This is a genomic window from Bradyrhizobium sp. (assembly GCF_035652035.1).
In the GTDB taxonomy this organism is placed as follows: Bacteria; Pseudomonadota; Alphaproteobacteria; order Rhizobiales; family Xanthobacteraceae; genus Bradyrhizobium.
In genome coordinates this window covers 44,818-66,157 of record NZ_DASREO010000031.1, presented here as the reverse complement: position 1 = coordinate 66,157, position 21,340 = coordinate 44,818, and the positions used below count along the sequence as shown (strand labels likewise).

Here is a 21,340-nt window from a genome sequence, read left to right as displayed (position 1 = left end):
CCTTACACGTGCCGCTTGCGGACCTGAACGACGCGGCGGGCCGAAGCACGGCGCGCTGTTGCCGCCTTTGACTTCGAAGCGCTGCCGGCGTGCGCTTGATGTCCGGCGTGTGCGAGCCGCACTGTGCGGCTGTTCGCCAGGCGGTGTCGTTCCCGCCGCGAGAGCCGCCGCCTGCCGGTGTCGGCTTGGGTCGAAGCGGCAGCTTGCGCGCGACGCGAAATATGTGTGGAGGCGTTTCGCAGCGCAACGTCGAGATTACCCTGGACTTCGAACAGAGTAGGCGCCGGCGCAGCCAGCGCCACGGTCGCATCACCTGCCGTCGGCTCCGACGGTTCCGGCCAGGACGTGCGGGACAGCGACGTCTCATGCAGCATCGGCTCGGCTTCGGTGACGTCGAAGTCCGACCGTGCGGGAACCGGAACGTTGCCGATATTGCTGAAAACGAAATTAGGCACCTGCGGCCACTGCGCGATCATGTCGGGCGCGGGATGCAGCAGCCATTCACGCGGCTCGGTCGGCGTTGCTGGACGATCGGCCGTCGCCGGTACCACGTGGACGATGCGATAGCCGCGCGCCTTCATCGTTTCGAGAATACGCGGCAGCGCCGCAACCGTGCGCGCCTGGATGTCGTGGAGCAGCAGGATGCCTTTTCCCTTGGCCTCGAGCCGGCTGATCGCGAGGTCGTAAACGCGCTGCGAGGAAATGTGCCGCCAGTCGTCGGCGAGAAAGTCGGCACTCCAGATCTGAATTCCCTGTTCGGCCGTGTATTCCTCGACATTGTCGGCCCGCAGCAGACCTGGAATGCGGAAGAACGGCGACAGCGAGCCGGCATCGTTGCCAAGCGCCGCCTTGGCCGAGGCGATGCCGTCATCGATCTCCTGCTTGGCGCGCTCGGTCGACATGTGATTCATGCTGAGCGGATGATCCTGCGTGTGGGTCGCAATGGTATGACCCGCCGCGAGCAGCTTGCGAACGCCCTCCGGCGATGACCGCGCCATATTGCCAATGGTGAAGAAGGTCGCCTTCACGCACTCGGCAGCAAGAATATCCAGGATCTTGTTGCTGTTGCGCGGCAGCGGCCCGTCGTCGAAGGTCAGCACCACCTCATGATCGGCGAGCGGCAGCGTTTCCGGATATTGCATGGTGCCGATGCGCGGATGCTCGCGAGGATCGACCACCAGCGTGCGTGACGTTCCGAGCGCGTTTGGGTGGCCGGGACAATCCTCCGCTGCGGCCGCTTGGGCGGTCAGACCGGCGAGCAGGCCAAAAACGGCCACGGCGGTCTGCCGCCATGACCGAACTCCACGCCACGCTCTACCCATGAAAAAGCTTCCGTCACCCATGCTCTAGAGGGTCCATCATGACATGCTGCAATGTGAATGCGGCCTTAACGGCCGGACGTCCACAAGTGTTTTCGCCATGTTACTGGCGGCCGGCAGCGGCAGGTTCAGCCGGGATCACGTGGACGACGTGATACCCGTTGTCGCGAAGATACCGCAAGAATGCTGGCAGCATTGCTGCCGTCCAGGTCTTGGTGTCGTGGAACAGGATAATTCCCTTGCCGGCGGCGTTGAGCCGGTCAATTGCCAGCTTCAATTCCTGCCGCGGCGTCATTCTGTTCCAGTCGCTGACCCACATGTCAGCTCCAAATACGACAATGCCGCGCGACTGCATTTGATCCAGCGTCGCTTCTGTCGACTGAAAGCCGGGGAAACGGAAAAACGGCGTCGTCGGGGTCGTCGTTGCCTTGCCGTGCAGGATCATTTCGATCGCCGAAATGCCGTGATCGATTTCCTCGGTCGCAAGGTCCGGCTTGATCTGCTCGATGTTCGGGTGCGACCAGGTGTGCGTGCCGACGGTGTGGCCTTCAGCCGCAATCCGCCGCACCAGTTCCGGATATGGGGCTGCATTCCTGCCGATCAAAAAGAAGGTTGCGTGCACGCATTCCTTCGCGAGCGCCGCCAGCACCCGGGACGTCGTCGGTGGCCAGGGGCCGTCGTCGAAGGTGAGGACAACTTCGTGGTCGGCGAGCGGCAGCGACTGCGGGAAGCTCTTCAAGCCCACGCGCGGTGTCGTGGCGGCATCGACCGGTAGAACCCGCGCGGTGCCAAGCGTGCCCGGACGCGGACATTGGGCAGTCTGGCCAGTTGCGGCCGAGGCGGGACCGGCAAAGACGGCCCAGAAGAGGCTCGCCCAGAAAATGATGCCCAGCAGCAGGGCATTTCTCCACGGGCAGTCCGACCCGAGCCTGATTAAATTAGGTTTTTGCATGAAGAGAAGCTCAGATTACCTTGAAATGCCTAACCGGAGGGCCCACGCCGCTGGCGAACAGATCGCCGCCCTGGACAAGGGGTGACAAAAGTATCGTTAATCGAGTGTTAACGTGGATCGCGCACACTCTGGATTATCGAAAGGGCCATGGTCTTTCAACGTTGGCCCGCCATGCACGCAAGATGAGGCGAGAATGCAGCGCCTTCGCTTAAAGGCAGACGGACGGATCGTCGAATTGAGGGACGGGCAGGAGTTTCCGCTCGCGCCGTTCATGCCCGCATCACCGGCAACTGCCTCTGCGGTTTCCATCGCGGCGACCGCGGCTGAAACCGAGACGCCGCCTGCGGTGCGCGATCTGCGCCGCCGCGCCTGTCTGACGCAGATGGAATTCGCAAGCCGCCTCGGCGTTCCGGTCGAGACCATCCGCAACTGGGAGCAGGGCAAGCGGATGCCGCGCGGTCCGGCGCGGGCCCTTTTGGCCGTCATTGCGCATGCGCCCGAGACGGTGTTTTCGGCGCTCGCCAAATCCTGATCGCCGCTCACGCGGCGGCTAGGTCTGGTTTTCCATCGCTCGCCACGCATTTGAGGCAAATTGCCTGCGCCAGGTGACGATCACCACGGCTGCGGTGGTCGCGAACAGCACCCAGGGACTGATGAACCAGCCGAGATAGCCGAGCGCGAAAAAGAACCCACGCTGTCCGCGGTTGAAGTGCCGGCCAGCGCTTTCAAACAATCGCGTGGTCCTGACGACGTGCGCCTCGGCTTCCGCGGTATCGCGCTGCGATGCCGGCGGCATCGAGCCGAGCAGGATGGCGACATAGTTGAACAGCCGGTAGGCCCAGGCGAACTTGAAGAATGCGTAGATGAAAATCAGGATCAGCCCGAAGCATTTGAGTTCCCACAGCGCTGGCGACGGGCTCATGTCGATCGGAAGCGCCTTCAGCACGCCCAGTGCTTCGCTCGTCGAGCGCAACAGCGCCATCGCGCCGCCGACCGCAATCAGGCTGGAAGAGGCAAAAAAGGCCGTGCCGTTTTGCAAGGACGCCATGATCTGCATGTCGACCATGCGGGCCTCCCGCTCGAGCACGCGGCGAATCCAGACCTCGCGATAGATATGCATGCGGGCGGAAAGGCTGTCGCGTCCATAGGCGCTATGCTCAAGCGTGAACGAGTAAACCGACCATTCCAGAACGAAAAAGCCGACCGCAAGAATATCGACCAGATAAGCGCGCATGCTTAAAGCCCCGTGACCAGGAATGCTGCCATGTTGGCTTGATGGCGGCAACGGGCGCTTGATACATTGCAGCAACAGGTGGGAGCAAATTCGCAATGTCGTTGAAGCTCGTGATCGGTAACAAGAACTATTCGTCGTGGTCGATGCGGCCATGGCTCGCGCTGCGCGCGAGCCAGATTCCGTTCGAGGAGATTTTCGTTCCGCTCTATACGGGCGTGGCCGACAAGCAGCGGATTCTTGACGTCTCCCGCGCCGGCAAGGTGCCGATCCTGATCGATGGTGGCGTGACCATCTGGGATTCGCTGGCGATCATCGAATACATTGCCGAGCGTTTTCCGGAAAAGCGCCTGTGGCCCGAGCATCCGGCCCAGCGCGCGCATGCACGCTCGGTCTCGGCGGAGATGCATTCGGGATTTGCCGCGCTTCGCAACGAATGCGGCATGAACCTGCATCGGCCGGTTCGCGCGATCGAACTGTCGGACGATGCGCGCGCCAATATCGCGCGTGTCCAGGAAATCTGGACCGACTGCCGCGAACGCTATCGGCAGTCCGGACCGTTTCTGTTTGGCGCCTTCGGCGCGGCCGATGCGATGTTCGCGCCGGTGGTGCATCGCTTCCGCACCTATGCGGTTGCGGTGACGAGGGAGACGCAAGCCTACATGGACACGATGATGGCGCTGCCGGCGTTTGCGGAGTGGACCGAGGCTGGGCTTGCCGAGACGCTCGTCATCGAGAAATTCGAGACGGCCTGATTCGTCCGATCGAACCGGCGGGATCCGGAGAATGCTTCGGTTCCCGGTGAGGTTTTCTGGTCTCTGACGTACTTTTTCACGTTCACTTGTGCACCGTCACGAAACCGATCGTGCCTGCGCGCGTTATCGGTCGATAATCTTGTTGGGGATGTGTGATGGTGGGAAAAGGGTATTTGTCGCGTCAGGCGATCGCACTGTTGAGTTTCGCCCGCGCAACAGGGAACCCCGAATTGGCAGCAGCCCTGGTGGAAAAAGCAGCCAACCTTAAATCGCAGGCCGACGAAATCATGCCCGGCGACGTCAGTCCAAAAGCGCCTGATGTCGAGGCCGTTCCAACCTCCAGCAGGGGCTGACACCCAATCGGCCTTCCTCCCGTGTAATGGATTTGTGACGGCCGCTTCACGCGAGCCGTGCAGCTCAAATCGGCTACGGTTCGCCGAATTCGACGCTTGACCGGAACCTGGTAAAGCGTTCTGAATCTGGGAACCAGTTTCGCCACCTAACCCAAAGGGGTTCGATCATGGGCATTCTCGATTCATTGGAAAACTCGCCGGCTTTCAAAGGCGCGCTCGGCCAGTTAGGGGCTGCGGTGTTGCCTGCCGTATTGAGCGAAGTGATGGGCAGCGGCGGGCAGGGCGGCCTCAACGCGATCGTCGCCAAACTGCAGGAGGCTGGTTTGGGCGACCAGGTGAAGTCGTGGCTTGGCAATGGACAGAACCTGCCAATCACGGCGGAGCAATTGCAGCAGGTGCTGGGCAGCGACACGGTTCGCCAGCTCGCCGCCAAGTACAACATTCCGGTCGACCAGATCACCCAGATTCTGGCGCAGCAGCTGCCCAAGGCCGTCGATCACGCGAGCCCAGACGGCAAACTGCCGCACACGGCCTGATCTCGCCCGAGCCGCCGGGAGTACAACGCCCGGCGGTATTATTTGCTTGCCTGAACCTAGGGTTCTAGGGACGGCCGCACGGGTTCCCGGAACCGCCTTTCGGGGCGGTCAATTGGTCCCTGATCGGCCATTTATCTAACTGAAAATCTTGCAAATTATCGCGTTTGCCATGTGTGGATTGCGCTGGCCAAAAAGTTTGGCCGCGTGCTATACAGCCGCTGTTTGTTTCAGTCAGCCGACGCAGGTGGGACCCTAGGCGGCGCTGACGTTTTGCGTGATGGAGATGGGCGTTGACGCATAAATATAAGGTTGGAGAGACCGTCTATTTTACCGCCAGCAATGTTGCACGTCCGGCGGCGAGCGGCACCTACGAAGTGATCCGCCTGCTTCCGACCGATGGTGACGACTGCCAATACCGTATCAAGAGCTCTACCGAGGCGTTCGAGCGCGTGGCCAAGGAAAGCCAGCTCGCGCTTTCTTGACGTTGTGCGCCATGGATGAAGCGAGTTTCGCTTTATCCGCCGTCAAAAGGTCCGGTTCGCGGAAATAGGTTGTTGGCCAAGCTGGTGTGGCGGTCTGATTTCCGCATCGTGGCTGCATGACGTCAGGCGGATTTCCGAACCAAGCGACGCAAGACTTCGTCTTGCCGATTTCTTTGGATTCGCAAGCTCGCAAGGGCCGAGTGCGCCTTTGCTGTGCTAAAGGACGTCGCGCATGAACTGGGCCTGGGCCAACTCGCTCGATCAGATGTGGCGTTCGCCGGCATTTCCGATGTGGCTGACATTGGCCGCAGCGGCATTTTTCGCTGTCATTGTGGTGATCACGCTGTTGCGGGCAGAGAAGTCAGTGGCGAATGGCGCGCTGACGGTCATTACACTGTTGGCTGTCGGGATTGCGCTCGCCGCAACCATGCGCAGCTTCGGCACGCCGAGTTCCGGCGCAACTGACGACAACCACTCTTCCTCAGTTGCGAGCGTGGCGACGGCCAGTCTCCCGGCGCTCGCCTGCGTCGACGACCTCGCCGGAGAGGCCGTTCTCTCTGCCTGCGAAAAGGCCGTGTTCGGCTCGCCGGAGTCGACCGCCGCAGCGCTCGCTTATGCCGCCCGCCAGATCACGCGCCTGACCAGCTTCGGCGACGTGACGACAGACAGCCGCAACACGACGCCAGAGATCGAAGCGTTACGCCGGGCGGTCGAGCACGATCGCTACGGGCTGATGGCCCAAGTGCTGGTCGTTCGCGACCATTGCACGCCGTCCGATTGCGCCGTGTTCAAATCGCTGACCGACCGCAGCCGCATCACCTCGAATATCGAGGAGCGGACCTATGACGGTCTGGTCGGGCGCTATTCGCTTGCGTGGAATGCGACGCCGGCGCCGGTTGTGGCCGCGGTCCCGCCCGTTGCTGCGCTCATCCCGGGCGTGCCGACCGGCAGGCCGACCAATGCCGAATTTCCGAGCGCCGCCTCGACGCCGCCCGTGAGCATCATGACGGCCGAGCCCACGACCACAAGTTCGCACGCGGCTGCGGCCCCGGCAGCCACGCCCAGCCCGTCGCCGCGACCGTCGGCTTCGGCATCGCCGGCGGTAGCTGCGGCCAAGAAACAGGCAGCGCCGAAGCCCGCACGGACACCGGCGCCGGCCACATCGCTGGCGCCGCAAGCGGCGCCGCCTGCTGCTTCCCCCAATTGAACTTCGCGAGACAAGTTTTTGGTGGAGTTCTGAACTTGTGACTTGCTTGACCCAGCCGGGGGCGGGCAGTTAGCGAAGGTGAAAACCATACCACTCTTGTTCGCGATATCGTCGGGATGCCGCTTCATCTGATCAAGCTTTGTGTTGGCTGCGACTCCGTGAAGGACCTCAAAGAGTGGGTCGCCGAGCGGATGAAAGCTGCCAGGAAGAAGGGCCTCCCGGCTCACCATACCCACGTCACGCGGATGACGCCCAAGCGAATCGAAGAGATCCTTGCCGGAGGCTCGCTCTATTGGGTCATTCGGGGCGAAATCGCCGCCCGCGAAAAGCTGATCGCCATCGAACCCTTTCGCGACAAGGACGGCATCGGCCGGTGCCGCCTCGTGATGCAGCCGAAGGTGATCCCGGTTTCGCCGCGTCCGATGCGGCCCTTCCAGGGATGGCGATATTTCGACGCCGACGCTGCCCCGCCCGATTTCAGCAGGTCCGCAGCATTGGGCGTTGCCGCCATGCCGGAGCCGATGCGCCGCGAATTGCGCGATCTCGGGCTTCTGTAGGTTCCCTGACGCGCCGTTAGACGGCGATGTTGTCGATGAGCCGGGTGGTTCCGATTTTGGCGGCAACCAGAATCCGCAGCGGCCCATCCCGGAGCGACGTGATCGGGGCAAGCGTTTCGGCGTGCCGGATCTCGAAATAGTCGACTGAAAACCCGGCAGCCGAGATCGTTTCGACGGCGCTGCCCACCGCGGCATGAACATCTTCGCCAGCACGAAGGCGGCGCGCCGCCTCCTTCATGGTCCGGAACAGAATCGGCGCGGCGTGGCGCTGTTCCGGCGTCAGGTAGACGTTGCGCGACGACATCGCGAGCCCATCGCGTTCGCGCACGGTTTTGGAACCGATCACCTTGACGCCAAGGTCGAGGTCGGCGGCCATCCGCGTCACCACGCGCAATTGTTGAAAATCCTTTTCGCCGAAGACAGCGATGTCGGGTCGGACTTGCGTGAACAACTTGCCGACCACGGTTGCAACGCCACCGAAAAAGTGCGGCCGGAAGCGGTCCTCAAGACCAACCGTTGCCGGCCCGTCCGTAATAATACGGCTCGCAAAGCCGTCCGGATACATGGTCCCGACGTCGGGATTCCAGACGAGGTCGACGCCTTCGGCGGTCAGCCTGGCGAGATCGGATTTCCAGGTGCGCGGGTAGGATCCGAAATCCTCCGATGGCGCGAACTGAGTGGGGTTGACGAAGATCGACACCACCACTTTGCGGGCGCGCCGCTTCGCCAGCTGCACCAGCGACACATGGCCGTCATGGAGTGCTCCCATGGTCGGGACCAGCGCAATCGAGGCTTTTCTCGCACGAAGGCCTTCGAGCGCGCGGCGCAGCGCAGGGATTGTGCGGGCGATCGTGGGGCGTGACGGCATCGGGTCTCGATCTTCGGGGCGGGGAGGAGTGGCGGGCGTCGGCTGTTGCGGCCCGGCGACGGGACGCGGTCCGACTCTACCAAGCTCTGCGGCCGGTCGCCAAGCACGGCGACAGCCGGCCGCAAGTTTCGGCAACCGGCGCGCTTCATGCGAGTTGTACATGCGGACGAAGCGCGCGATTCATCATACCCGCAGGCTCGCTGGCGATTTGCGATGACGTTTGCGCATTTTACTTGACCACGCACGCGCGGAATTTGAAGATGACGAAAGGGGGTCGAAGGCATGTTGCTGCAGACTAGTCAGGGTCAGTCAGGCTCGGCTCATGTCGTTGTGCTGGGCAACGAGAAAGGCGGCTCGGGTAAGTCCACTACCGCCCTGCATATTGCCGTCGCGCTGCTCAAGGCCGGCCAGCGCGTCGCGACCATCGACCTTGATTGCCGCCAGCAAAGCTTCACCCGCTACATCAACAACCGCCGCGCCTGGGCGAATCGGACCGGGCTCGACCTCGAGCTTCCGGTGCACCGCTGCATCAAGCTCGGCCAGACCATGCAGATCGCCGAAAACGAGATCACGGAATTCGAACAATTCGAAGAATCAGTGCGGGCGGTCGAGCACAGTTTCGATTTCATCGTGATCGATACGCCGGGTTCCGACAGTTATCTCATGCGGCTGGCGCATTCGATGGCCGACACCCTCGTCACGCCCATCAACGACAGCTTCCTTGACTTCGACGTCTTGGGAACCGTCGACCCCGAAACCTATTCGGTCACCGGCGAAAGTCATTACGCCGAGATGGTCCGCGACACGCGGCGCAAACGCCGGCAGGTCGACGGGGTCTCGACCGACTGGATTGTCGTCCGCAACCGCCTGTCGATGCTGGGATCGCGCAACAAGCAGCTCGTCGCCGACGGGCTGAAAGAGTTGTCGCTGCGATTGGGTTTCCGCTCGGTCGACGGCTTCGCGGAGCGCGTCGTGTATCGCGAGTTTTTTCCGCGTGGCCTGACGGCGCTCGACGATCTGGACGAGGAAACGCTCGGTACGCGCCCGAATCTTGGACATGTCACCGCGCGCGAGGAAGTCACCAGCCTGCTGCGGCAGCTCAAATTGCCGCTGGATGACCGTGGCCGCCGCCGCGCCGCCAACCGGGCCGAATGGTTCAGCCAGGTCGACAAGCCGCTCGAACTTCACGACATCATCGGCGCCTGACTGGGCACGCAAAAATACCGGCGGGTGCGTTCGCGGTACGGCCTGGATTTACCTTCGAATTTCGAAGGATTGCGCTCACCGCCCGTTTACCAGGGCCTTGTTTTACCGACGCTTTACCGAGGGTGTGAACCCCTTCTTGGTGCAAAGGAATCCATCTCTGCGTGCGGTCTGGCGGGTCACTTCCAAACGTCTCAATGCCTACGGAATGGTGCGTCGCACAACGATCAGGCGGCGGAGAGCCAATATTTGGCCTTTCTGTCACCGCAGCGTGATTTATATTAAGGCTCTGTGAAGATGCGTCCGGACCCGAGATTCAGGCGCGATTGAAGCGGTCCCGCAGAGGACGAACATGAAACGTGGAATTGCCGTTCTGCTTTCGCTGACCGCAGTGGTTGCGGTCGCCTATCTCACCATCAGCAAGTGGGCGATCCGCCACGAGACGCTGATGTTTTATGATGCCTCGCGCGGCGAGCGACCGGTTGCAGTCGATCTCGCTGTTCGCCGCGATCGTGAAATGCAGGCAGAGGCCGGGCTGATCAAGTTGCCGGTGGCCATCCTCAATCACGGCAACACCGTCAAGTTCACCGAATACTCCTTCCTGACAAATCTCTTTGCCGCCCGCGGATACATGGTGGCAAGCATCCAGCACGATCTCGCAACCGATGCGCCGCTGGTGACCAAGGTCGGCGAACTCTATGTCGGCCGTCTGCCGCAGTATCATCGCGGGGTCGCCAACATCCGCTTTGCGATCGACGAACTGAAGAAGATTCACCCGAACGCCGACTACGATCACCTCACCATGATCGGTCACTCGAACGGCGGCGATATCTCGATGTATTTCGCCAAGCTCTATCCCGACCAGATCAGGAAGGTCGTGACGCTCGACAATCTGCGCGTGCCGTTTATGACCGATGGCAAATTCAAGATCATCTCATTCCGCTCGAAGGACCCGGTCTTCAAGCCCGATCCGGGCGTCGTTCCGAGCGAAGACATCTGCGAGAAGGCGGGGATCACCGTGGTGCGCACCTCGTTCCAGCACAACGACATGCGCGATACCGGTTCCGACGAAGCCAAGGCGAAGATCCAGGAAACGCTGGACAAGATGCTGGACGACGATAGCGACAGCGACCTTCGGCCGATTCAGACCAGCGTGCAGCCAGTGATGACCGAGGCGGGACCCGTCACGCCCTTCAAGCCTGTCGCCAACAACTGACCGGCTGTCGTTTTGGGTCGGGCCCGGCTTGCGCCGGGTTTGCCTTTATACAGGGCTTGCCCAGGGCCAAGTCTGGCACTGCTGCATTGACCGGCTGAGGGGAGCAACCCACATTGGACCTGCAGGAGCAGGCGATGTCCGGCGATCCCAGCAACTCAAAATCAGGCAAGGGCGTGACGCGAGGCGGCGAGGGCAACCCGCTGCCGGAGCGGCAGCCGTCGACCTCCGAGGACATCGCCGCCTTTGTCGCCAAGGCGAAGGCGATGTCGCCCTATGCGGCAGGCAGCAAGGGCCGGCTGATCTTCGCGCTCGACGCCACCATGAGCCGCCAACCGACATGGGACATGGCATGCGCGCTGCAAGCCGACATGTTTCGTGAAGCGGCCTCGCTCGGTAGCCTCGATATCCGTCTGGTCTATTACCGCGGCTTCAACGAATGCCGTGCCTCTACCTGGATTTCCGACAGCGCCACGTTGGCGAGGTTGATGGGCAAAATCGATTGCCGCGGCGGCAACACCCAGATCGGCAAAGTGCTGTCCGAAGCGCGGCGCGAGGCCGCGTCGTCCGGCGTGCGAGCGATCGTGTTTGTCGGCGACGCCATGGAGGAAGACGTCGAGGAGCTCTGCGTGAAAGCCGGTGAGCTCGGTTTGCTCAAGGTGCCGGTGTTCATGTTTCAGGAGGGCCGTGATGGCGCGGTCGAAAAGGCGTTTCGCGAAATCGCGCGGCTGACGGGAGGAGCGTGGTCGCGGTTCGATCCCGGCGCGGCCGCGCAGTTGCGGGAGCTGTTGCGTGCAGCAGCGGCCTATGCCGCGGGAGGACGCGAGGCCCTGCTGAGGCTTTCACGAAACGACCGTGGCGCGGCCAATCTGCTCGGCCAGATGAAGTGACGGCGCTACGCCGCCGTTGCGGTCTTGGCCAGGTCTTCCAGAAGTGCCGCGAGCTTCGCGGCCACGGCTCCAACCCCGCTCGCGCCATGCCGTGCCGCAATCCACGCCGGATCATTCCACGATAGCCAGGTATCGCCCGAGGCGTCCTGCCAGACCAGCGCCTTCAGCGGCAGGTCGATCCCGATCGTTTGTGCTGCTTGCATCAGGGGCGTGCCGCCTTTGGCATTTCCGAAGATCAGAACTTCGGTCGGACGCAATTGAAGACCGGCGGCGGATGCGCCCGCGGCGTGGTCGATCCGGGCGAAGACGGTCAAGCCTTTCGCTTTCACTGCGGCTTCCAGCCGAGTCATCGTTTCGTCGGGTGCATGGCTGCTTTTGATGGTCGTCAAACCCTGCACCACCATGTTGCACTCCACCGGAATTCCACGACCTCGAACGATAGAGATAGCGTCAGCTTGGCGCAGCGCGAAAGCACTTTTTGACAATCGGTCAGCGACGAGGGGCCGCTATGTCTTTTTCGTGTGCCCAAACTATATTGCGGCCATGCCCACACTGGTCGCAGGCCTCGTCGCCATTATCACTCTCTATTTGCTGCTGCAGATGTTTCGCGCAGCCAATCCGGCCGTGCTGGCGCGTGCCATCAAGATCGGCGGCGGTGTCGTGATGCTTGCCGTTGCCGCATTCAGCTTGTTCAGGGGCAACCCCGAGGTCGCTATTCCGCTTGGCATCTTTGGCGCCGGGCTATTGGGATGGGCGCCGCTCGGCAACCAGCCTTTCGGCGCGATAGGCAGGCTCTTTGGCGGTCTCGGCGGGCGGCACTCGGGCGGCAAGGCCTCGCGCGTACGCTCCCGTTTTTTCGAGATGACCCTGGATCACGATAGCGGCGCGCTGACGGGGACGATCGTTTCCGGTCCCAATGCCGGCCGCTCACTGGAGGATTTCGATCTTCCGGCGTTGCTTTCGATGTTCGGCGCTTTGGACGCCGAAAGCGTGCCGTTACTTGAAAGCTATCTGGACCGCCGGTTTCCCGCTTGGCGTCAGAACGCGCAAGGAGATGCGGCAGGGCGGCAACGCGGTGCGGCGGCGAGCAGCAAAATGTCGGACGAGGAGGCTTATCAGATCCTTGGCCTGAAGGCGGGCGCGGGGCGCGACGAGATCGGCCGTGCCCACCGCATGCTCATGAAGAAACTGCATCCCGACCAAGGGGGGTCGACGTACCTCGCGGCCCGGGTAAACGAGGCCAAAGAGGTTCTGCTTCGCACGCATCGCAACTAACTCCGGTACGCCATCAAACGCTGAAGGCTCTTGAGCCGCAGCCTTCCACCCGCGTGACGCCGCCATCGCCCGCCGTTGTCCGGCGTGGCTGATCTTGCTTAAGGTCTAACCGCAAAAGCTTGACGAGAAGTTTGCAAACGAAACGGGCGGCCCCGTTAAGTGGCCGCCCGTTTTGCCTAAAGCTTTAAGGAAGTTAGTTGCGTACCGTCATGCAGGAAATGTCGCTGCGCTTGAGCGTTTTGCAGACGGCTTCAGCCTGATCGCGGTCGAGGCCGGCAAAACGGGCACGGAATAGCTTGCGGTCCCCCTTGGCCACGACCGGCTCGGTGAAAGGCTCGGCCTTGTTGAGCAGGCCATGGGCCTGATTGCGCGCGGCCTCGATCCGTTGCTGCGCTTCGCTTTCGCTTTCGAGCGCACCGACCTGGACGATCCATCCGGTGTGGACGATTTCGGGCTTGGCGGGAGCCGGGGTCGGCTGCGGCGGGGAGGGATCGGCATAGGCCATCGCCTGCGACGGCGAAGCCCCGATGCTGGAAGCGGGCAGCACGCCGAGGATGCCGTTGCCGGTGCCATGGCCGGGCGGCTGCGGCGGCATGTCGGTGCGGGCGACGTCGGGCCTCGCGGCGTTATCGGCCTTCGCAACGACCGCGCTGGAGGTTTCCGCAACGTCGGGACGAGCGGGAATCGCGCTGGTGACGGGCGGGGCCGCCGGGGTCGATGAGGCGGAGGCCAACTTGACCTGTCCGGCCTTGATCTGGACCGTCTTCACCTTGACCGGCTTCATGGGCTCGGTGTTGCCGGGAATGGCCGCGATGGCCTGGGCCTGGAGCACGCCGTTCGTCAGCGGCGCTGGTTCGATCTTGGCCTGTTCGGTCTTGCCATCAGACTTGGCTGATGACGCATCGGCTCTTGCCTGCGACATCAGCGATGCGGCTGCCGCCGGTCGCGGGGCTGCCGGCGCCATCGAAGGTGGAACTGACGACGCGGCGGAGGGAGCCGGCGGCGTCGCCGCATCCTCGGTGCTGGCAACCGCCACGCTGCTATCGGACGTGTTGTGGTCGGTGATCGCAGCGACCGTGCGGTGGGTCGAGGCCTTCTCGAGATTTTCGGCGAGAAGGTTGCGCATGATCGCATCGCGCGAGCCGGCGCTGTGGCCGCCCATCACCACGCCGACCAGGTGGCGGTTGCCCCTGCGCATCGAAGTCACAAGATTGAAGCCGGACGAGCGCGTATAGCCGGTCTTGATACCGTCCACGCCTTCGACCGAACCCAACAGGTGGTTGTGGTTCGCGATCGAATGGCCACGGAAGGTAAAAGATGCGGTCGAGAAATAGCGGTAGTAGCGCGGAAACCGATCCTGGATCGCGCGGCCCAGCGTCGCCTGATCGCGCGCCGTCGTCACCTGTTCGTCATCGGGCAGACCGGACGCGTTGCGATAGACCGTCTTGCTCATGCCGAGCATGTGCGCCTTGCGGGTCATCATCCTGGCGAAATCGTCTTCTTCGCCACCGAGCGCTTCCGCGATCACGACGGCGGCGTCGTTAGCCGACCGCGTCACCAGTCCCTTGATTGCGTCTTCGACGCGGATGGTCTGGCCAGGCATCAGTCCGAGCTTGGTCGGGTCCTGTTCGGAGGCGTGCCGCGACACGGGCATTTCGGTGTCGAGCTTGATCTTGCCGGCGTCGAGGCGCTCGAACAGCAGATAAAGCGTCATGATTTTGGTCAATGATGCCGGGTGGCGGCTCGCGTCGGGATTGCTTGACGAAAGCGTCGCGCCCGAATTGGCGTCGACGATGATCTCGGAGAACTGCGGGCTGTAGCTGTCTTCCGACGATTCCGCGTGGTGATGACGGACATAGTGATGGGAGGAGTGACGGTAACGGCGTGCCTCGGCGAGGTCGGTGGTAAAAGTGACGGCGGCTGTGACCGCAACAAACCCGAAAATGCAGGCGCGCAGGCGGCGCGAGGTCACCAAGCTGGTCCGATGCATGAACTTTCCCGTCCCATTGTTCTGTCTTGATCACCGCTTCGTGAGGCCAAATTATGCCCAACGGAGCAGCGGGTTTCCCTGTTCAGAAACCGACAGCGAGGCTCATTCCGCCGCGTCGGCCGACAGTCCGCCATTCTAGCTAAGACGCTGTTCACAAACAGATTTCCGAGCCCGTCCGCAGCCGGACAGACCTGAGGAATCAGGGTAGGGGCGTGGAGTTTCCAAATGATTAAGAAAGGCTTGCGGAAAACTGCGGGATTCGAGTTTTTCCAGTGTAGCTGCCTGCGCGCTTTGTGCAATGCACAAAGTTCTTGCGGCTGGTAGCTGCGTCAGGGCTGTGGCGAGGGGCTGGCTTTACCGTCCGCCGCAGACAACGCCGACAGTTTCCGAATGCTGGCTCGAGGCGGAACGAGCTCACTGGTTGAAGGCGTTCTGTGACAGCCAGATACGGCCGAGCGCCGCATCGAAAAATAGTTCAGCTGCCAAAAACTGCGACGTCTTCAATTCGGCCAGCTTTGTCAAAGTAAGCTGAATTGACTAAGCTTTGGGAACGCTGACTGGGGAATCGGGTTCGCAGCACACCCGGCGATTGCGGCTGGCACAGCGATCCTGACCGGGATCTCGACCTGCGCCGTCGTGAATATTTTCCGAGCTTGCGGTTGGGCAAGGCTGGACACATATTCTTCTGCGCGCCGCAGGCCGAAAAACGGGCCGAGCTGGCACGGGGCATACGGTCAGGAGGTATCTGGTAGTTGGCCGAAGGTTCGTGTCGCTTGAGAACCTCGTTTGGTCGTTATGCGGCTTCCGTAAGAGGACTTCAAACACCCTGCCATGTTACGCTTGATTACCAGCCCTGAACCGTCGTCAATCGCCTCCTTCTCGCCTCGCATGGCCGGCGACGAAAACCGCCCCGGTGGAACCGGCGGCCCGGCCACTTCCGTCATCACCAAGGTCAAGCCGAAAACCAAGCGGCCCAATCTCTATCGCGTCCTGATCCTGAACGATGACTACACGCCGATGGAATTTGTCGTTCACGTGCTGGAGAAATTTTTCCAGAAGGACGTCGAGGCCGCGACCAAGATCATGTTGCACGTCCATCATCACGGCATCGGCGAGTGCGGTGTTTTTACCTACGAAATCGCTGAAACGAAAGTAACGCAGGTGATGGATTTCGCGCGCAAGCATCAGCACCCTCTGCAATGCGTGATGGAAAAGAAATAACGTCGCCGCCCGAATGTCGGAATCGGTCCCTAGCCGAATTGGTAGTTGACGTATTCCCGCGGTTTGTGCCCGAAAACAGGAACGGGTCTTGCATTGGCTGGATCGTTAACCCGAAAAACCACGGGTAAATCCGTATCTTCACTTCAGCGTGCAGGGAGAACGATAGCGAACCGGTCTTTCGCCATGATCGGGAGCAACTATATATGGCAAAGGTTGTTGTTGCCTCACCGGCCAACGACGATCATGATGGCCGGGGGCCGTAGAGGACGCGAATGCCGACTTTTTCCCAAAGCCTAGAACAATCCCTGCATCGTGCGCTGGCGATAGCTAACGAGCGTCATCATCAATATGCGACGCTCGAACATCTGTTGCTGTCGTTGATCGATGACTCAGATGCCGCGGCTGTCATGCGCGCGTGCAGCGTCGATCTCGACAAGCTGCGCTCCAGCCTCGTCAACTATCTCGAAACCGAATTCGAAAATCTGGTGACTGACGGCGCCGACGACGCCAAGCCGACCGCCGGCTTCCAGCGCGTGATCCAGCGTGCGGTTATTCATGTGCAGTCGTCAGGCCGCGAGGAAGTCACCGGCGCCAACGTGCTGATCGCGATCTTTGCCGAGCGCGAAAGCCACGCCGCCTACTTCCTGCAAGAGCAGGACATGACGCGTTACGACGCGGTCAACTACATCAGCCACGGCATCGCCAAGCGGCCGGGCGTCTCGGAAGCACGCCCGGTTCGCGGCGTCGACGAGGAGACCGAGACCAAGGGCAACGAGGACGCCAAGAAGAAGGGCGAAGCGCTCGAGACCTATTGCGTCAACCTCAACAAGAAGGCACGTGACGGCAAGATCGATCCGGTGATCGGGCGCAATTCCGAAATCAACCGCGCGATCCAGGTGCTGTGCCGCCGGCAGAAGAACAATCCGCTGTTTGTGGGCGAAGCCGGCGTCGGCAAGACCGCGATTGCGGAAGGGCTCGCCAAGCGCATCGTCGACAGCGAAGTTCCGGAAGTGCTGTCAGCGGCGACGGTGTTTTCGCTCGATATGGGCACGCTGCTCGCCGGCACGCGCTATCGCGGCGACTTTGAGGAACGCCTGAAGCAGGTGCTGAAGGAACTCGAAGCGCATCCGAACGCGATCCTGTTCATCGACGAAATCCACACTGTGATCGGCGCCGGCGCCACCTCGGGCGGCGCGATGGACGCGTCCAACCTGCTGAAGCCGGCGCTCGCTTCCGGCACCATCCGTTGCATGGGTTCGACGACCTACAAAGAATATCGTCAGCACTTCGAGAAGGACCGCGCACTGGTGCGGCGCTTCCAGAAGATCGACATCAACGAGCCGACGGTGGAAGACGCGATTGCGATCCTCAAGGGCCTGAAGCCTTATTTCGAGGACTATCACCGCCTGAAATACACCAACGAGGCCATCGAGGCCGCGGTGCAGCTGTCGTCGCGCTATATTCACGACCGCAAGCTGCCGGACAAGGCGATCGACGTGATCGACGAATCCGGCGCGGCGCAGATGCTGGTTGCCGAGAACAAGCGCAAGAAGACGATCGGCATCAAGGAAATCGAGACAACGATTGCCACGATGGCGCGGATTCCGCCCAAGAGTGTTTCGAAGGACGACGCCGAAGTGCTGCGGCACCTCGAGCAGACCTTGAAGCGGGTGGTGTTCGGTCAGGACCGGGCGATTGAGTCGCTGTCCGCTTCGATCAAGCTTGCGCGCGCAGGCCTGCGCGAACCGGAGAAGCCGATCGGCTGCTACCTGTTCTCGGGTCCGACCGGCGTCGGCAAAACCGAGGTCGCCAAGCAACTGGCCGCAAGCCTCGGCGTCGAGCTTCTGCGCTTCGACATGTCCGAATACATGGAGCGGCACACAGTGTCGCGCCTGATCGGCGCGCCTCCCGGCTATGTCGGCTTCGACCAGGGCGGCCTGCTCACCGATGGCGTGGACCAGCATCCGCATTGCGTGGTGCTGCTCGACGAGATCGAGAAGGCGCATCCCGATCTCTACAACGTGCTGCTTCAGATCATGGATCACGGACGGCTGACCGATCATAACGGCAAGCAGGTCAATTTCCGCAACGTGATCCTGATCATGACCACCAATGCCGGGGCGTCGGATCTGGCGCGTCAGGCGTTCGGCTTCACGCGCTCCAAGCGGGAAGGCGACGATCACGAGGCGATCAACCGGCAGTTTGCACCGGAGTTCCGCAACCGTCTCGATGCCATCATCTCGTTCGCGCATCTCAATGCCGATGTGATCGGCATGGTGGTCGAAAAGTTCGTGCTTCAGCTCGAGGCGCAACTCGCCGACCGCGACGTCACGATCGAGCTTTCGGAGCCCGCCAAGGCCTGGCTGATCCAGCATGGCTATGACGAGCAAATGGGTGCGCGGCCGATGGCGCGCGTGATCCAGGAGCACATCAAGAAGCCGCTCGCCGACGAGGTGTTGTTCGGCAAGCTCAAGGGCGGCGGCCACGTGCGCGTCGTGCTGGTCAAGGACGAGGCGACGTCGCTGGACAAGATCGGCTTCGATTTTGTCGATGGCCCGGTTACGCCGAAGCCGGAGAAGCTGCCCGGCGCGCGCAAGCGCACGCCGCCGCGCAAGCCGAAGCCGAGCGGTCCCGGTCCCAATGGCGGTGGCGGGTCGAAAGGCCCGGCCTCGCGAGGCCCGTTGGTCAAGGCCTGAGGCAGGCAAAATCAGGATTGAGAAAGGCCGGCGCATCGCGCCGGCCTTTTTGTTAGAACAAGGCCAGCCAAGAGGGCGGCGCCGGGAGGCCGATATGATCATCGAAAACCAGGCCATGGTGACGGACGCGGTCGAAGAGGCCTTCTCGCGAGTCGAGGATCCGCGCTTGCGGGAAATACTGCTGGCGTTGGTCAAGCACCTGCACGGCTTTGTGCGCGAGGTGCGCCTCACCGAACGCGAGTTCGGCGAAGCGGTCCGGCTCATCGCGGCGATGGGACAGAAGACGACCGCCTCGCATAACGAGGTGATGCTGATGGCCGGTTCGCTCGGCGTGTCGCCTTTGGTCTGTCTGCTCAATAACGGCAATCAGGGCGCGAGCGAGACCCAGGCCAATATGCTCGGACCATTCTGGCGCGACGATCAGCCGATGTGCGCGAGCGGGAGTTCGCTGCTGCGTTCGCCGACGCCAGGCGAGGAGTTATTCGTTTCGGTCTCGCTCGAAGATACGAATGGCGATCCCGTCGCGGGTGCCGAGGTCGACGTCTGGCATTCCTCGCCGGAAGGCCTTTATGAAAACCAGGATGCCAAGCAGGCCGAGATGAATTTGCGCGGACGCTTTGTCTCTGACGAAAATGGACGATTCAACTTCCGCAGCGTGAAGCCAGCCGGTTATCCGATACCTATCGATGGCCCGGTCGGCGACTTGGTGCGCGCCACCCGCCGCCACAACTTCCGCCCCGCGCATCTGCACTTCATGGTGTTCAAAACCGGCCTCAAGACGCTGATCACGCAGGTCTACTCACCTGACGATCCGAACATTGATTCCGACGTGCAGTTCGGCGTCACGCGGGCGCTGATTGGCAACTATGTCCGCCATGATACGCCGTCGGCCGAACACGGCTTTAAGGCGCCGTGGTATTCGCTCGATCAGCGCTTTGTGCTGGAAGCGGGGGAGGCGCGGCGGCCGATCGCTCCGATCCGTGGCAAGGTACCGGCAGCTTGACTTATGTTTCGCAACATGACGCCAGCGCTTTTCGATTCTGAAAAATATTTCTGACCGTGTCGCAACAATCGACTCGGCAAATCGCGTTGTGAGTCAAACACAACCGGTACCGAAATGATTTCGCAATGTGTCGGTCAATTGCTGGACATGTAAATTTCATGCAGCAGACATCCATGACGACTAAGCGTTCCGCCGTCGAGCGCGAAGGCAGGCTTTTGCGTCCGTGAATTTGAGTCTTTCGCGCTTCGATTTTCATGAAATGAAGAATGGAGGCCGCCTTGATTCGTCATGGAGCTGTAACTCTTTTTGCCGTTTTGCTCAGCGGCGCTGGTGCAAATGCCGCGGACCAGACCCAGATCGGTGCTGGTATCGCGCGGGCGCAGCAGATTGGATCGACATCGGCGCTCGTCGAATCCGCCGTTGATCTGTTGGCGCGCAACGCGCAGCAGATACAGGATCACGAGCTTCGCGATGTGACGCTGGATTCCTTCCTCAATCCGAATACCTGCATTCGTCACCGGGCCAACGTAAACGATGCAACCAAGGCCCAGATCATCAACACGCTGGAAGCGCAGGGGCTGGTCAACCCGGCCGACGCGGCCGCCATCACCGGTGGCGTGAAGGCTGGCGTGTTCCCTCCCGTGATTCACGACGGTTCGGCGTGCCCCACGCTGCCGATGACGTTCAGAGCCACGCCCGGCAGCAATTTCGGCGGTCACCACTCCTATCCCGGTGGTCTCGCCGTGCATGAATCCTTCAACGACCAGAGCTCGATCAATTTTGCCGATACCTATCGTGGCGAATATGGCATCGCCGGCGCGCACAACCTGCCGATCGTCACCGGCATCAGCCGCCATGGCGACGTCGACATCAACCAGGACGTTGTTCTCGCCGCGCCGATCTGGCACGACTGGGGCAAGATGATGGTGTTCCAGTGGAACGCCGACGGCACCGAATTCACCGAACTGAATTTCGGCGGCTCGGGTACCAACGATAACTTCGGTGCGCCCGGTGATTCCCGCACCGGCGGTCACCACATCATCAGCATCGCGGAAACCATGGCTCGCGGTCTTCCGCCGCTGTTCGTGATCACACAGGCCTCGGCCCATTCGGCGCCGACGCTCGGCAACGAATTCAAGGTCGTCAACTGGCTACGGGCGGCTGCGATCCTGGCGCAGATCGATCCCGTCGCGAAAGGTTACCTGGTGATGGACAATGGCCAGCTGCGCTTGCCGCCGCTGGCCCAGCTTGGCTCCGGCACCGATCTGGCCAGGGCCGGACAGGGCAATGTGCTGGTCGAATATCAGATCCACAACCTCTCGGACGCTGACTTCGTCAACTCCATCCCTGCCGTCACCACGGTCCAGGTGCTGTTGGCGCAAGTCGCCCCGCAGTTCGGCTACGACGCAAGCGATGTCTCGCGGTTCAACAACTTCTTCCGCAACGTCGTGCTGTCCAACCTCAGCCCGGAGCGGCTGATGATGATCTACGACAAGCAGGGCATCGAAGAGTTCGTCGAAGAGATCCGCAAGCTCAAGCGGCTGCATCTGATTTGATCGAGTAACGCTTGAAACCTTCGAGTGCGGCCT

Annotated in this window: 22 protein-coding genes; 15 read left to right on the top strand and 7 right to left on the bottom strand. The window is 61.7% G+C overall.

The window, feature by feature from the left end:
- Positions 1 to 2 precede the first annotated feature (2 nt).
- Together VFB05_RS11070 and VFB05_RS11065 are read right to left on the bottom strand one after the other, a co-directional pair.
- Positions 3 to 1,277 carry a polysaccharide deacetylase family protein gene (locus VFB05_RS11070; RefSeq protein WP_325012114.1) on the bottom strand — a complete coding sequence of 425 codons (1,275 nt, stop codon included), beginning with the start codon at positions 1,275 to 1,277 and terminating at the stop codon, positions 3 to 5.
- Between the two features lie 145 nt (positions 1,278 to 1,422).
- Positions 1,423 to 2,271, bottom strand: coding sequence for a polysaccharide deacetylase family protein (locus tag VFB05_RS11065; protein WP_325012112.1), 849 nt, complete (start codon positions 2,269 to 2,271; stop codon positions 1,423 to 1,425).
- A gap of 193 nt (positions 2,272 to 2,464) precedes the next feature.
- On the opposite strand from VFB05_RS11065, the gene VFB05_RS11060 reads away from it, so the two are divergent.
- The gene (locus VFB05_RS11060; protein ID WP_325012109.1) at positions 2,465 to 2,803 is read left to right on the top strand and encodes a helix-turn-helix domain-containing protein; all 339 of its coding nucleotides are present in this window, start codon (positions 2,465 to 2,467) and stop codon (positions 2,801 to 2,803) included.
- Between the two features lie 18 nt (positions 2,804 to 2,821).
- Here VFB05_RS11060 and VFB05_RS11055 read toward each other — a convergent pair whose 3' ends face one another.
- Positions 2,822 to 3,505, bottom strand: a complete 684-nt coding sequence (locus VFB05_RS11055; protein ID WP_325012107.1) for a DUF599 domain-containing protein — start codon at positions 3,503 to 3,505, stop codon at positions 2,822 to 2,824.
- Positions 3,506 to 3,600: 95 nt separating this feature from the next.
- Between VFB05_RS11055 and VFB05_RS11050 the strand changes: the two genes are divergently transcribed.
- The 6 genes from VFB05_RS11050 to VFB05_RS11025 all read left to right on the top strand — a co-directional run bounded on the left by VFB05_RS11050 (position 3,601) and on the right by VFB05_RS11025 (position 7,392).
- Positions 3,601 to 4,257 (top strand): glutathione S-transferase family protein, encoded by a 657-nt coding sequence (locus VFB05_RS11050; RefSeq protein ID WP_325012105.1) that lies wholly within the window; start codon positions 3,601 to 3,603, stop codon positions 4,255 to 4,257.
- A 155-nt stretch (positions 4,258 to 4,412) separates the two neighbouring features.
- Positions 4,413 to 4,610 carry a hypothetical protein gene (locus tag VFB05_RS11045; protein ID WP_325012103.1) on the top strand — a complete coding sequence of 66 codons (198 nt, stop codon included), beginning with the start codon at positions 4,413 to 4,415 and terminating at the stop codon, positions 4,608 to 4,610.
- A 167-nt stretch (positions 4,611 to 4,777) separates the two neighbouring features.
- Positions 4,778 to 5,146, top strand: a complete 369-nt coding sequence (locus VFB05_RS11040; RefSeq protein WP_414643180.1) for a YidB family protein — start codon at positions 4,778 to 4,780, stop codon at positions 5,144 to 5,146.
- 290 nt (positions 5,147 to 5,436) lie between these two features.
- Positions 5,437 to 5,628 (top strand): hypothetical protein, encoded by a 192-nt coding sequence (locus tag VFB05_RS11035; RefSeq protein WP_325012101.1) that lies wholly within the window; start codon positions 5,437 to 5,439, stop codon positions 5,626 to 5,628.
- 232 nt (positions 5,629 to 5,860) lie between these two features.
- Positions 5,861 to 6,835 (top strand): hypothetical protein, encoded by a 975-nt coding sequence (locus VFB05_RS11030; RefSeq protein ID WP_325012099.1) that lies wholly within the window; start codon positions 5,861 to 5,863, stop codon positions 6,833 to 6,835.
- A gap of 116 nt (positions 6,836 to 6,951) precedes the next feature.
- Complete coding sequence (locus VFB05_RS11025; RefSeq protein ID WP_325012097.1) at positions 6,952 to 7,392, top strand: DUF1489 domain-containing protein; 441 nt, start codon at positions 6,952 to 6,954, stop codon at positions 7,390 to 7,392.
- Between the two features lie 16 nt (positions 7,393 to 7,408).
- Here the strand turns inward: VFB05_RS11025 and panC are convergent, their stop codons facing one another.
- The gene (gene panC, locus VFB05_RS11020; protein ID WP_325012095.1) at positions 7,409 to 8,260 is read right to left on the bottom strand and encodes a pantoate--beta-alanine ligase; all 852 of its coding nucleotides are present in this window, start codon (positions 8,258 to 8,260) and stop codon (positions 7,409 to 7,411) included.
- A gap of 282 nt (positions 8,261 to 8,542) precedes the next feature.
- Here panC and VFB05_RS11015 point away from each other — a divergent pair, with 282 nt between their 5' ends.
- The 3 genes from VFB05_RS11015 (at position 8,543) to VFB05_RS11005 (ending at position 11,566) form a co-directional block, all read left to right on the top strand.
- Complete coding sequence (locus VFB05_RS11015; RefSeq protein ID WP_325012093.1) at positions 8,543 to 9,466, top strand: division plane positioning ATPase MipZ; 924 nt, start codon at positions 8,543 to 8,545, stop codon at positions 9,464 to 9,466.
- Between the two features lie 349 nt (positions 9,467 to 9,815).
- On the top strand, positions 9,816 to 10,679 hold the full coding sequence (locus VFB05_RS11010; RefSeq protein ID WP_325012091.1) for an alpha/beta fold hydrolase: 864 nt from the start codon (positions 9,816 to 9,818) through the stop codon (positions 10,677 to 10,679).
- Positions 10,680 to 10,813: 134 nt separating this feature from the next.
- Positions 10,814 to 11,566, top strand: coding sequence for a VWA domain-containing protein (locus tag VFB05_RS11005; protein WP_325012089.1), 753 nt, complete (start codon positions 10,814 to 10,816; stop codon positions 11,564 to 11,566).
- 5 nt (positions 11,567 to 11,571) lie between these two features.
- Here the strand turns inward: VFB05_RS11005 and VFB05_RS11000 are convergent, their stop codons facing one another.
- The gene (locus VFB05_RS11000) at positions 11,572 to 11,970 is read right to left on the bottom strand and encodes a DUF302 domain-containing protein (protein WP_325012087.1); all 399 of its coding nucleotides are present in this window, start codon (positions 11,968 to 11,970) and stop codon (positions 11,572 to 11,574) included.
- Positions 11,971 to 12,109: 139 nt separating this feature from the next.
- On the opposite strand from VFB05_RS11000, the gene VFB05_RS10995 reads away from it, so the two are divergent.
- Positions 12,110 to 12,841, top strand: coding sequence for a DnaJ domain-containing protein (locus VFB05_RS10995; protein WP_325012222.1), 732 nt, complete (start codon positions 12,110 to 12,112; stop codon positions 12,839 to 12,841).
- 193 nt (positions 12,842 to 13,034) lie between these two features.
- On the opposite strand, the gene VFB05_RS10990 is transcribed toward VFB05_RS10995, so the two are convergent.
- Entirely contained in the window at positions 13,035 to 14,831 is a 1,797-nt protein-coding gene (locus tag VFB05_RS10990; RefSeq protein WP_325012085.1) for a D-alanyl-D-alanine carboxypeptidase, read from the bottom strand.
- Positions 14,832 to 15,719: 888 nt separating this feature from the next.
- Between VFB05_RS10990 and clpS the strand changes: the two genes are divergently transcribed.
- The 3 genes from clpS (at position 15,720) to VFB05_RS10975 (ending at position 19,751) form a co-directional block, all read left to right on the top strand.
- Positions 15,720 to 16,052: an ATP-dependent Clp protease adapter ClpS gene (gene clpS, locus VFB05_RS10985; protein WP_325012220.1), complete on the top strand. Its 333-nt coding sequence runs from the start codon at positions 15,720 to 15,722 to the stop codon at positions 16,050 to 16,052.
- A gap of 272 nt (positions 16,053 to 16,324) precedes the next feature.
- Positions 16,325 to 18,748 (top strand): ATP-dependent Clp protease ATP-binding subunit ClpA, encoded by a 2,424-nt coding sequence (gene clpA, locus VFB05_RS10980; protein ID WP_325012083.1) that lies wholly within the window; start codon positions 16,325 to 16,327, stop codon positions 18,746 to 18,748.
- Positions 18,749 to 18,842: 94 nt separating this feature from the next.
- The gene (locus tag VFB05_RS10975) at positions 18,843 to 19,751 is read left to right on the top strand and encodes a dioxygenase (RefSeq protein ID WP_325012080.1); all 909 of its coding nucleotides are present in this window, start codon (positions 18,843 to 18,845) and stop codon (positions 19,749 to 19,751) included.
- 134 nt (positions 19,752 to 19,885) lie between these two features.
- On the opposite strand, the gene VFB05_RS10970 is transcribed toward VFB05_RS10975, so the two are convergent.
- Positions 19,886 to 20,212 (bottom strand): hypothetical protein, encoded by a 327-nt coding sequence (locus VFB05_RS10970; RefSeq protein WP_325012078.1) that lies wholly within the window; start codon positions 20,210 to 20,212, stop codon positions 19,886 to 19,888.
- 12 nt (positions 20,213 to 20,224) lie between these two features.
- Here VFB05_RS10970 and VFB05_RS10965 point away from each other — a divergent pair, with 12 nt between their 5' ends.
- Entirely contained in the window at positions 20,225 to 21,307 is a 1,083-nt protein-coding gene (locus tag VFB05_RS10965) for a hypothetical protein (RefSeq protein ID WP_325012076.1), read from the top strand.
- Positions 21,308 to 21,340: the final 33 nt, after the last annotated feature.